The 12,511-nt window shown below is 43.3% G+C and carries 8 protein-coding genes; 5 read left to right on the top strand and 3 right to left on the bottom strand.

Annotated elements, in window-relative coordinates:
• Nucleotides 1-20: 20 nt before the first annotated feature.
• The gene (locus K360_RS11100; protein WP_024822891.1) at nucleotides 21-761 is read left to right on the top strand and encodes a flavodoxin family protein; all 741 of its coding nucleotides are present in this window, start codon (nucleotides 21-23) and stop codon (nucleotides 759-761) included.
• Between the two features lie 5 nt (nucleotides 762-766).
• On the opposite strand, the gene K360_RS0109320 is transcribed toward K360_RS11100, so the two are convergent.
• Genes K360_RS0109320 through malQ form a run of 3 tightly spaced genes read right to left on the bottom strand, consistent with a single transcriptional unit; the run spans nucleotide 767 to nucleotide 5,497 of the window.
• A complete protein-coding gene (locus K360_RS0109320) occupies nucleotides 767-2,224 on the bottom strand; it encodes a glycogen synthase (RefSeq protein ID WP_024822892.1) in 1,458 nt (485 codons plus the stop codon).
• 22 nt (nucleotides 2,225-2,246) lie between these two features.
• Nucleotides 2,247-3,980, bottom strand: a complete 1,734-nt coding sequence (gene glgP, locus K360_RS0109325) for an alpha-glucan family phosphorylase (RefSeq protein WP_024822893.1) — start codon at nucleotides 3,978-3,980, stop codon at nucleotides 2,247-2,249.
• A 20-nt stretch (nucleotides 3,981-4,000) separates the two neighbouring features.
• A complete protein-coding gene (gene malQ, locus K360_RS0109330; RefSeq protein ID WP_024822894.1) occupies nucleotides 4,001-5,497 on the bottom strand; it encodes a 4-alpha-glucanotransferase in 1,497 nt (498 codons plus the stop codon).
• Between the two features lie 112 nt (nucleotides 5,498-5,609).
• On the opposite strand from malQ, the gene glgB reads away from it, so the two are divergent.
• From glgB to K360_RS0109350, 4 genes are all read left to right on the top strand, one after another.
• The gene (gene glgB, locus K360_RS0109335) at nucleotides 5,610-7,514 is read left to right on the top strand and encodes a 1,4-alpha-glucan branching protein GlgB (protein ID WP_024822895.1); all 1,905 of its coding nucleotides are present in this window, start codon (nucleotides 5,610-5,612) and stop codon (nucleotides 7,512-7,514) included.
• Nucleotide 7,515: 1 nt separating this feature from the next.
• On the top strand, nucleotides 7,516-9,894 hold the full coding sequence (locus tag K360_RS0109340; RefSeq protein ID WP_024822896.1) for a DUF3536 domain-containing protein: 2,379 nt from the start codon (nucleotides 7,516-7,518) through the stop codon (nucleotides 9,892-9,894).
• A gap of 223 nt (nucleotides 9,895-10,117) precedes the next feature.
• Nucleotides 10,118-11,242, top strand: a complete 1,125-nt coding sequence (proB, locus tag K360_RS0109345; protein ID WP_245587110.1) for a glutamate 5-kinase — start codon at nucleotides 10,118-10,120, stop codon at nucleotides 11,240-11,242.
• Between the two features lie 12 nt (nucleotides 11,243-11,254).
• Nucleotides 11,255-12,511 (top strand): glutamate-5-semialdehyde dehydrogenase, encoded by a 1,257-nt coding sequence (locus tag K360_RS0109350; protein WP_024822898.1) that lies wholly within the window; start codon nucleotides 11,255-11,257, stop codon nucleotides 12,509-12,511.

Raw genomic sequence — 12,511 nt, forward strand, 5'->3', positions numbered from 1 at the left:
TTTCGAAGCAGGTGAGATTGGTGAGGCTATGGGCTTTTAACGGGAGCCCCCGCGGTTCGCGAGGGGCAACGGCTATGATGATAAACACGTTTTTAAAAGGGGCAAGGAGAGGAGGCGCAGAAACCCACGCAATTTCTCTCAGTGAGAAGGTTATCCATCCGTGTCTTGGTTCTTTATATTGTTGGACGAAAACTCCTGGTCGGTGCCTTCTTCAAGACGATATGCGTCTGCTGCTGAAATGTTTTGTAGAGGCTGATGTGGTGATACTTGCGACCCCGCTCCATTTTTTAGGGGTTACTGCTATTATGAAGGCCTTTATTGACAGGCTTCTCCCATGTTTTCGTCCAGAGACATCCCCTGACAATCCTCGAGTGAAGCTTTGTTTTCGAGATAGAAAGGAGCCGCTTCCCATTGTTGTGATGGGAAGTGGCAGTTTTTCTGAAGAAAAGTCTTTCCATTCTTTGAGCAGCTATATGCATGTTTTAGCGGAAAACATAGAAGGAGGACATGTAGCTCTGGAAATATATCGATCACAGTCCGATTTCCTTCATCAAAGGAGCGTAGAGGCAGCGGACAGTGTTAATAGATATCTCGATGCTCTTGAAGAGGCTGGAAATAGCTTTGTCCTTTCAGGTAAAATAGAAACTGATCTCAAGGAAAGACTCTCTATGCCATTAGCAGATGGGCAAACGTATTCCAGTTATTTTTATGATTATTGGACATCTATTTTTCAAACGAATGGAGTTAACGGAGGACGGTAGAATCTTTACCGTCCTTTCTTTTTATTCATGAGAGCGCTTTCGTAAATTTTTTTGTAGTGGAGTGATGATGCATTCCATGAAAAATCCTGTCCCATGCCACGCTTTACTATCTCTTCCCAACGTTTTCTGTCACGAAAGGCATTAAATGCTCTTTGAGCTGTTTCAAAAAGAGAGGAGGCGGTGTAGGTTTCAAAGGTAAATCCATATCCTTCCTTGTCATGATCGGCATCTTTTATAGTGTCTGCCAACCCGCCTATTTCTCTTACTATGGGGACAGTTCCATAGCGTAAGGCTATCAGTTGAGCTAAGCCGCAAGGTTCGTAGAGAGAAGGCATGAGAAGCATATCAGAACCAGCATAGGCAGTATGAGAAAACTCTTCATGAAACCCATTGAAAAAAACAACGTGGTCTGGATAATCTTTTGCTGTTTTGTGGAGATGCATTTCAAAATCAGGATTACCGGAACCGATAAAAATACACCGAAACCCTAGTTTCAATAATTCTGGGAGAGCTGGAAGTAAAATGTCATATCCTTTTTGTAGTGTAATTCGGCTTATAGATAGAAGCAATGGACTGTGTTCCTCTCTCCATCCAATCTGGTTAAGCAAGGCACTACGGCACTCTTTCTTCCCTTCTAAATTTTCAGACGAGTATAAAGACGGGATAATGTGGTCGCAAGTAGGAGACCACTGCTCGTCTATGCCGTTAAGTACGCCATGGAGCTTAAAGTGATTTTCGCGCAACACTCCGTCTAATCCATACCCCATGGCTCGTGTCTGTATCTCTTCTGCATATCGAGGGCTTACTGTTGTTACGAGATCTGAGGTTATAATAGCTCCTTTTAACAGATTAACGTGACCAAAATATTCTAGCCCGTAAATAGTAAAAGCTTCATCCCCAATTCCCCACTCGTCTAGAACATGAAACGGCAATATTCCTTGATGCGCTACATTATGGATAGTGAAGAGTGTAGCTGGTTGAAGTGTTTTGTTACGATAATATTTATGCCACGAGAGCGCTATGGGTACTAAGGCTGAAGGCCAATCATGACAATGGATAATATCTGGAATCCAACGGGTCCGTTTTTCTAGCTCAAGGGCGGCAAAAGAAAGAAAGGCGAAGGGAAGCACGCTATCTGACGTCATTTCGTGGGGATATATGGGAATTCCTTCAAATAAATTAGGATTCTCAAGGATAAAAACAGGAACCCCATCAATTACCGCTTTCCATATTTTCCCGCTATAGACCTGCCATTTAAGGGCAGCGTGAAGTTGCGCAGGCAAACGAGTCAGCTTCTCTCCTTTCTTATTGGCTCTTTCAAGAACTCCAGGCCAGGCGGGAGTGATAACACGTACGTCTATATTCAGTTTTTTCAGGGCTTTGGGAAGCGAGCCTACCACATCTCCCAATCCTCCTGCTTTCGAAAGAGGGGCCATTTCAGTAGCGACATGAAGAACTTTCAACGTACGTCACCTTCCTCTCTCATTACATACCTCGAAAGGCTATGCCATATGCTTTTTCACAATACTCCTTTACCACTCTGTGTGTATGAAAGTAGCAGCTGTTGATTGCTATTGTATTTTTCATCATATTTATCCACTTGTTCCTATCATCGTAATAAGTGGGGATGATTTTTTTCTCAAGCTTATCGAAAAGGTCCAAAGCGTCCTGTGACTCGTTATAGACATGAAGATCTGAGCTGCTAGGTTCAGGTCCGATAGACCAACCTGTTATGTCTTCTATCCATCCCTCAATCCACCACCCGTCCAAGACAGAAAAATTCATAACTCCATTTAATGCACACTTCATTCCACTCGTTCCCGAAGCTTCTCTTGGCCGAAGCGGTGTGTTGAGCCACAGGTCTACACCTTGCGTCATGAGTCGTCCTAAATCCATAGTGTAATTGGGGAGGTAAATAATGGGGATAAAGGGATTGACCTTATTTGATATATTTAAAATTTCTTGTATAAGGGCTTTCCCGCCCTCGTCTTTGGGATGGGCTTTACCTGAAAAAATCAGTTGCAGCTTCCCGTGCCCTATTTGCGTGAGTCTTTTTATATCGGAAAATATAAGGTCAGCTCGTTTGTATGTGGCGGCTCTTCGTGCGAAACCTATAGTGAGAATGTCAGATTTTAAATCCCATCCGGTTTCTTCAAGAACGTATGTCAAAAGGCGCATCTTAGAGGCCTGGTGAACCTTCCAAAGCTCATCTGACGGTAGGGCTAGAGCTTGAATAAGACGGCCAGGTTCGTTCTCCCATCCTGGAATGTGTCGAGAAAGAAGGTTTTTTATCCCAGGGCTGATCCAAGTCATGGGGTGTATCCCATTTGTGACGTTTTGGATATTAGGCACATTAAAAAGCTTGCGACTTACTTCTGCGTGTTTTTTTGACACCCCGTTTACGAAATGACTGTATCGGAATCCCAGCTCTGTCATCGAAACTCCTTCTGAAGGCATCATGCGTTTTAAGGTGGCGAGAGCATCTTCCGACATAGTTTTTTCTATCAGGTCATATTTGAAATAATCATGTCCTGCTGCAACAGGTGTATGTGTTGTAAATACTACCTGTTCTCGAACCTTTTGAGGGTCGTAATAACCCATTTCCCGCATAAGTTCGAGAGTTAAAAAGCCTGCATGTCCCTCGTTAAGATGAAAAGTTTCTATGTTGTTGTAACCTAAATCCCTTAAGATCCTAAGACCTCCTACTCCCAAGATAATTTCCTGACATAGACGACAAAGAATATCTCCGCCATAGAGAGACCATGTAAATTGACGATCTTCAGGTTGGTTCAATTCAAAGTCTGTATCGAGAAAATAAATAGGAACGGTATATCCTGTAAGACCGGATATCTCATAACTCCAAGCTCTAATTCGAACATCACGACTTTGTATAGACACTGATATCTGATTAGGCAGCAAAGTAAGTTCTGCAGCTGGATCCCAAGTTGAAGGTTTTTCTATTTGCCAGTTTTCTTTAGTGAACGCCTGTTCAAAGTATCCCTTGCGATATAGGAGGGTAACGCCTACCATAGGGACCCCAAGGTCAGCGGCGCTTTTTAACATATCTCCAGCAAGAAGACCAAGGCCGCCTGCATACGTAGGGATAGAAGATTTAATTCCTATTTCCATTGAAAAATAGGCTACTGTGCGGAACGAAGGGTCCTGTCCCGTAAAATCTTGAATAGCCCGTCCCAAAGTTGCCCGAGAATAGGAAGACATTACGACTCACCTTCTTTTTGTTAGGTTCTTCCATATGTTTGTGAAAGAAGGAATAGAGAAGAAGAAAGTTGTTCTGTAAAGGCTATATTGGGAACTCTCCATTCCCAATTTCCTTTCGATAGCGAAGGAGTGTTTATGCGACTGGAACTTCCAAGGTTAAGAATATCTTGCATTGGAATTATGGCCACAGAGGCTACAGACATGAGAGCCATTCGAATGAAGACTGAAGCCACATTAAATGAGGTAACTTCCTGACCGGTATACGTTATAAGTCGCTTTTTCTCTTCTAATAGAGCCTCTTCCTCAAACCACCCGCGAGCTGTATTATTGTCATGTGTTCCCGTATATACGATATTCTTGGGGCGGTGATTATGGAGAATATAGGGGTTCTGTGGCATAGAACTGTCGAAAGCAAACAGGAGAACAAGCATCCCCGGGAGCTCGTATTTTTTCATCATTGCTGTCACGTCAGGTGTAATAATCCCTAGATTTTCTGCTACGAAAGGCATAGAGGGAAAGTTTTTTTTAAGGCACGATAAAAAACTCTCCCCTTCCCCTTGTTCCCAATGGCCATGTACAGCGGTTTTTTCATGAGAGGGAATAGACCAATATGCGATAAGTCCTCGAAAATGATCGATTCTTAAGATATGGAAAAAATTCAGGGCGTAGGAAATGCGTTTCATCCACCATTGAAAGTTATCTTCTTTTAATAAAACCCACTTATAGAGAGGATTCCCCCATCGTTGCCCTGTAGAACTGAAGTAGTCTGGGGGAACTCCAGCAATAAACTCGGGCTTAAGTTGAGAATCAAGTTGAAAAAATTCAGGGTGGCTCCATACATCGGCGCTGTCATAACTTACATAAATAGGGAGATCACCAATGAGACAGATATTATGTTTCTGACAATAATTTTTTAACCCATTCATTTGGGAATAGGCGATAAATTGAATGAAGATGGTTAGGAAAATTTCCTCTTCATATTCATTCCAAATCTTTTTTAGAGCTTGAGGGGATCGGAAACGAAAAGGTTCAGGCCAGCAATTCCAAGAAAGATTGTTATGGAGACGGCGAAGGGTGACAAAGAGAGCGAAGTCTTTGAGCCACATTTCCTGTTCTTCCAGAAAGTAGAGAAGAGGATCAGAGCCTTTCTGCCTTAAAAAAGAATAAAAAGCTTTTTTGAGAAGAGGTAGTTTTCCCTCTTGGGCTTGCTCATAATTCACAGAAAGCTGAGAATGCGAAATAGGAGGGGATAGGTCTTTTCCCTCTAGAAATCTTTCATTAGCAAGATCATCCAGAGAGATGAGGAGCGGAGAACAAGCGAATGTAGAGATACTGCTATAGGGAGAATTTCCGAGCCCCACTTCAGTAGGTGTTAAAGGCAAAATTTGCCAATAAGATTGTCCAGCTTGTGCCAACCAATCTACAAAGTTTCTGGCACTTTCCCCAAAATCTCCTATAGCCCAACGAGATGGTAGAGAAAAGATTGGCAATAGAATTCCAGCTCCCCTGTGGCTCATGCTCTCACCTCCAAATGTAACATGGGAGCACGATCATTTTACACCAACAACTTGGAAGATTGGTATAATTTAAAAAAATTATATTTTGTTTCGGAAGTGAGGGGCGTAGCGAATGGAAAAACAGGAAAAATTCTCTCTCTTCTCGGAATTTGACGTTTATCTATTTAAGGAAGGAACTCATTATGCTCTTTATGAGAAAATGGGAGCTCATTCCTTATCCGTTGAGGGCGTAGAAGGAACATATTTTGCTCTCTGGGCTCCTAGCGCACGCCACGTATCCGTAATTGGCGATTTTAACGAGTGGAATCCATCCCTTCATTTTTTGAATCAACGAGCGGATGGAAGTGGCATATGGGAGGGCTTTATTCCTAGGACTCAACTAGGGGATCGATACAAGTTCCACGTAGAGACTTTTTTCGGAGAGTTTTTTGATAAGGGAGATCCTTTTGCTTTCTTATGGGAAGAGCCTCCTAAAACAGCTTCAGTTATTACGACTCTGGATTATTTGTGGGGAGATAATGAGTGGCTTGACAAAAGAAAAAACATAGATTGGGCACAATATCCTCTTACTTTTTATGAAGTGCATCTTGGATCGTGGATGAGGTCTTCCGATGAAAGATGGTTGAATTATAAAGAGATAGCTTCGCATTTAGTTGCTTATGTAAAAGAAATGGGGTTCTCCGCTGTAGAAATTATGCCTGTTATGGAGCATCCTTTCTATGGATCTTGGGGATACCAAGTGACAGGCTTTTTCGCTCCAACACGACGATACGGTATCCCTCAGGATTTTATGTTTCTTATCGATGCTCTTCATCAGGCAGGAATTGCTGTTTTTCTCGATTGGGTTCCTTCTCATTTCCCTTCTGATAGTCATGGCTTAGCCTCTTTTGATGGAACGGCTCTGTATGAACATCTGGATATGAAGCAACGGATCCATCCAGAATGGAAGAGCTATCTTTTCAATTATGGAAGAACAGAAGTGGCAGAGATCTTAATAAACAGCGCATTGTTTTGGCTTGATTATTATCATGCAGATGGGCTTCGTGTCGATGGCGTGGCTTCGATGCTTTATTTAGATTATGGAAGGAAAGATGGAGAATGGGTTCCTAACAAGTATGGTGGCAGGGAAAACTTGCAGGCAGTTTCCTTTCTCCAGAAGCTGAATCAGGCTATTTTTTATCGCTTCCCTTCCGTTCAGACTATTGCTGAAGAATCCACAGCATGGCCTCTTGTTACGAAGCCTCCTTATGATGGGGGGTTGGGTTTTAGCCTTAAATGGAATATGGGATGGATGCACGATATCTTAGACTATATGTCTCTTGATCCATTCTACAGGCAATTCCACCAGAATGATTTGACGTTCAGCTTTATGTATGCATTTTCGGAAAATTTTGTGCTCCCCTTTTCTCACGATGAGGTTGTTTATGGGAAACGATCTCTTCTTTGGAAGATGCCAGGTGATCTGAACCAAAAATTTGCTCAATTACGACTCTTATTTGGATATATGTATGCCCATCCAGGAAAGAAATTAATTTTTATGGGAGGAGAATTTGGGCAATGCAGGGAATGGGACCATCAAAGGGCTGTAGATTGGTGGTTACTCGGTGAAAAGGTTCATAAAAACTTACAGCGGTGGGTGCAAGATTTGAATCGCTTCTATACAGAGGAACAGTCTCTTCATGGATGGGATTTTATCCGGGGAGGGGTTGAGTGGATAGGATGTTCCGACAGTTCTGCCAGTGTCCTGGGCTTTTTACGAAGGGCAAAGGGGATTCCTCCTATTTTAGCCCTTTTCAATTTTACCCCAGTCCCAAGGTTTCAATATGATGTGGAGGTTTCAGAGGGAGGGTATTGGTTAGAACTTCTGAACAGTGATGGAGAGGTCTATGGAGGAGATGGAGTGGGCAATTTAGGTGGGCAGAGAGCTTTGGATCGGCCGGGGAATTCTATGCGCTACTCCCTTTCTCTGACCCTTCCTCCTTTTGGCGCTCTTTTCTTCAGAAAAGAGGGAGAATGAAATGAAATACATTTGTATTCATGGACATTTTTACCAGCCACCTCGGGAAAATCCTTGGCTAGGAGATGTGGAAATTCAGGAGTCAGCGTTGCCTTGGCACGATTGGAATGAACGAGTAGCAGCCGAATGTTATGCTCCTAACAGGGCTGCTAGGATTTTAGGTGACGGTGGGAAAATAGTAAAAATTATGTCGAACTACGAGCGAATGAGTTTTAATTTTGGTCCGACACTTCTCTCTTGGATGGAGCGCCATGACCCTGAAACATATCAAGCCATTTTGGATGCAGATCGACGAGGACAGGTTCGCTATGCAGGGCACGGTCCAGCTATAGCACAGGTTTACAATCACATGATTATGCCTTTAGCTTCGAAGCGAGACAAAATTACGCAGGTACTCTGGGGAATTCAAGATTTCACCCGTCGTTTTGGTCGCTTCCCTGAGGGCATGTGGCTTCCTGAAACGGCGGTAGATATAGAAACTCTTGAAGTCATGGCAGGGGAAGGGATTCTTTTTACCATATTAGCTCCCCATCAGGTTCAGGCCTGGAGACGTATAGGAGCTATGTGGGAGTATCCCCTTGAAAAAACTCTGGATACGTCTCGCGTCTATAAATGCGAGCTTCCTTCTGGACGGTCTATCGCATTATTTTTTTACAATGGAAGCCTAGCACATGAAATAGCTTTTGGCACATTGTTGTCTAACGGAGAAGCATTTGCTCAAAAACTTGTTAATTCTATTGCTAGTAGAGGGGAAGGAGCGTTAGCTCATATAGCCACAGACGGCGAGACTTTTGGGCATCATCATAAATATGGAGATATGGCTCTCGCTTGGTGTCTTCACCGTTTCGAAAAAAATGATGAAGTCCGCTTAACAGTTTATGGTGAATATCTGAAAAAACTCCCTCCTCAATGGGAAGTAAAAATTCAAGAGAATACTTCATGGAGTTGCGTGCATGGAGTTGAGAGATGGAGAAGGGATTGTGGATGCAAAAGCGGTGCACATCTGGATTGGCATCAGCAGTGGAGACAACCTCTACGGCAATCTTTGGATTGGCTCCGGAAGGAGATCGATGCTTACTTTGAAAGGGAGGGAGCTCGTTTTTTTAAAGATCCCTGGAAGATTCGAGAGCTTTGTGGCGATTTTTTCTCATCGGCAAATACTCCCAAAAGGGAGGAACTTTTAAAATCCTTTGCTTGGCGGGAACTTACGAGGGAAGAAAAAGTGAGGGCGGTAAAGCTTTTAGAAATGGAGCGAAGCGCTCTTTTTATGTACACTAGTTGCGGTTGGTTTTTTGATGATATCTCTGGTATTGAATCTTTGCAGGTACTTCTCTATGCGTATCATGCTCTTTCCTTATATCAGGAACTTTCGGGAGAAGAAATTTCGGAGCCCTTTCTTTCTCGTCTGGAGGGAGCCTTAAGCAATATTCGTGAGTTTAGAAATGGTCGTAAGGTCTTTGAAATTTTTGTTTTCCCCCTTTATGTTGACTTTTTACGGGTTGGAGCCCATTATGCTGTGCAAGCGCTCTTTGAGCCCATTCGGAAACGTTCTCTAGCTGTAACGCTCTACGATTACAGGATATTTCCGGCCACACTCTTTTCTCTTGAAAAGGGGGAGGAATCTCTTTGTATGGGGCAAGCCTCCTTAACATACGTTATAACGGACGAAAAGCAAGACATATTTTTTGCGTCCTACTATAAAGGAGGGCACAAAGTTTTATGCGGGGTAAGAAATTTTATAAACGAAGATATGAACAGACAATGGATGGCTGAGATTCAAAGGGGGTTCCCTGAGGAGGCAGATAAAGTTTTTGTAGAGCTCTTTGGGCATAGGACCTACTCTTTGCGCCATCTTTTCCGGGATGGACAGAGAAGAATCATTCACCAGATTATAGAGAGAGACGTAGCTAATATTGAAACATATCTTGCCTCTGTGGTTCGAAATTACGAGGGGTTGTTGGATTTTATGGGGCTTATTAGGATGTCTCCTCCGGAAGCATTGCTTAGAGTAGCAGAAGTTGTCCTTAATGGAGAACTCAGACGATCTATAAAGAAAGAGGAGCCAGATATAGATCGTATAGCAGATTATCTTGATCAGGCCCAAACATGGGGAGTCGTGTTAGACTTTAACAGTCTCCTGCACCATATTCGGGACCGGCTAGAGCGAGAAATGTTGCAATTTGTAGAAGGGGGAGACGACGAGAAGCAAGCATCCCTTCGCCGGATGACCAAAATGCTTGGATTTGTTCGAAGTCGAAGGTGGGATATAAACTTATGGAAAGTACAAAATTTTTATGTCGCTATAGCGGAACAACAAAAAATCGAAAGCTCTGAGTATAGACAGTTAGGTGATTTTTTAAATATAAGGGTTAGAGAATGATGAAGGATTGTGATACATATTGTCATATTTTCGTGAGTCTCCCCTTATATTATTATTTTTATCTAGAATGCTACCTCCAAAGTCTTCTTTCCCTCCTGATATTTGTGTTGGTTTTGGCCTAGGGAATTCCCGATCGAGAGATGTATTATGAGAGACGTTCTTTTTAAAAGAACTGTTACTATTAAATTGTTAAAGGAAAAGTTTTAGTGTGGGGTGAAGAGAAATGATACAGCGGGAGAAACTTCGAGATTGCCATCGAGTTGTAATAAAAGTAGGCACAAGCACGGTGACTCATGATTCGGGAAAACTTAACCTCCTCAGGTTGGAGAATCTGGCGAGGGAGATGTCTGACCTTCACAGCGACGACAGGAATGTCAGCCTTATAAGTTCAGGGGCTGTAGGCGCTGGGGTAGGGAAGATACATTTCCCTGATCGTCCTAAAACAATACCGGAAAAACAGGCTTTGGCTGCTATTGGGCAGGGTCGATTGATGCATATGTATGAGAAGTTTTTTTCTGAATACGGGAAGACTGTAGCTCAGGTGTTGCTCACGAGAGATGTTTTTGCTAACCGGCTTCGTTATCTTAATGCCAGACATACCCTTCTGACCCTTCTTGATTTTGGTGTAATCCCTATTATTAACGAGAACGATACGGTAGCGGTCGATGAAATAAAGTTTGGGGATAACGATACTCTTTCGGCTTTAGTAGCTTGCCTTATCGACGCAGATCTCTTAATTATTCTATCTGACATAGACGGACTTTATAGTGATGATCCTCGAACGAACCCTGATGCTCAGCTTCTTCCAGTAGTATCGGAAATTACCAATAACATGATAGCTCATTCCCGATCTCGTGGGAGCAAACTTTCCAGCGGGGGGATGTTTACGAAGCTTACTGCGGCAAAAATTGCCATGACGTCTGGCATCCCCATGGTTATTGCAAACAATAAAGAACAAAATGTGCTTCGCCGTATTGTTGCAGGAGAATCTCTTGGAACTCTTTTTGTCCCTTCAAGAGAGCCAGTTCAGGGGAGAAAACAGTGGATTGCTTTTGGTAGCTCGCCACATGGTTCTATTGTCATTGATCAAGGGGCTGTAGAGGCTATCCTTAAAAGAGGGAAAAGCTTGCTTCCTTCGGGAGTGGTGGAGGTAGAAGGGGGTTTTTCCCGAGGGGATGTGGTTTCTATTATTAGTCCCGAAGGTTCGGAAATAGCAAGGGGAATGGTGAATTTTTCTGCCGATGAAATCTCTGTTATAGCGGGACATCATACAGATGAGATAGGCGAACTTCTTGGAAGCATTGATTATGATGAAGTGGTTCATCGCAATAATCTAGCCCTTATTTAAGGAGGGAGACGAATGGAAATAAAAGATACGTTGTTAGAAATGGGACGAGCAGCTCGATGTGCAGCTCGTTTCCTGGCGACAGCTACAGGGGATCAGAAAAATCGGGCTTTATTTTTAATGGCTCAGGCTCTTCGAGATCATAAGAAAGAAATACTCCTAGCCAATCATAAAGATATAGAGGCGGGGCGAGAAGCAGGACTTACGTCAGCTCTTATCGAGCGCCTTACATTGAACGAGAAACGTGTAGAGGCAATGGCCTTGGGATTGGAGGAGATTGCTGCCCTTCGTGATCCGGTTGGAGAAGTTTTAGGAATGTGGACGGCGGAAAAAGGCCTCCGGGTGGGGAGGGTACGAGTTCCATTAGGGGTTATAGGCATTATTTATGAGTCTCGCCCTAACGTTACAGCTGATGCGGCAGGACTTTGTTTGAAAGCGGGTAATGCCGTCATTCTAAGGGGAGGTAAAGAAGCATTGCATTCTAATATTGCTATTGCTTCCATACTTTCCCAAGCAGCCTTTTCTGCCGGCATTCCCCAAGGGGCGATTTCTCTTATTGAAAGTCCTGATCGCCAGGCTACCACTATGCTCATGAAGATGAACGAATATGTAGATGTCCTCATTCCCCGGGGAGGGAAAGGGCTGAAACTGGCCGTGTTGGAAAATGCCACGGTTCCTTTTATTATGACGGGCATGGGGAATTGTCATATTTTTGTTGACGAAACGGCAAATATAGAGAAGGCAATTCCCATTGTGGTGAACGCTAAGGTGCAGCGTCCTTCAGTTTGTAATGCTATGGAAACTATGTTGGTCCATAAAAAGATTGCCCCTCTTTTTATCCCCCAAGCATTGACGGTTCTTAGAGAGCAAGGGGTGGAAATACGAGGAGACAAAGCGGTTTGTCGCTTATATTCTCAAGCCGTACCGGCTACGGAGAAGGATTGGAGCACTGAATATTTAGATCTCATTCTCGCGGTAAAGATCGTAGATAATATAGAAGAAGCTATGAATCATATCGCGAATTATGGTACAGGACATAGCGAGGCGATCCTTACAGAGAGCTATACAAATGCTCAAGCATTTCTTAACGGAATTGATGCTGCTGCAGTATATGTTAATGCCTCTACTCGTTTTACAGATGGTGGAGTTTTTGGGTTCGGAGCAGAGATGGGGATTAGCACGCAAAAACTTCACGCACGAGGGCCCATGGGAGTGGAACAGCTTACATCAACGAAGTTCATTATCTATGGGAACGGGCAGGTCAGAGAGTGA

Origin of the sequence: Aminobacterium mobile DSM 12262, assembly GCF_000526395.1 — a bacterium.
Lineage (GTDB): Bacteria > Synergistota > Synergistia > Synergistales > Aminobacteriaceae > Aminobacterium > Aminobacterium mobile.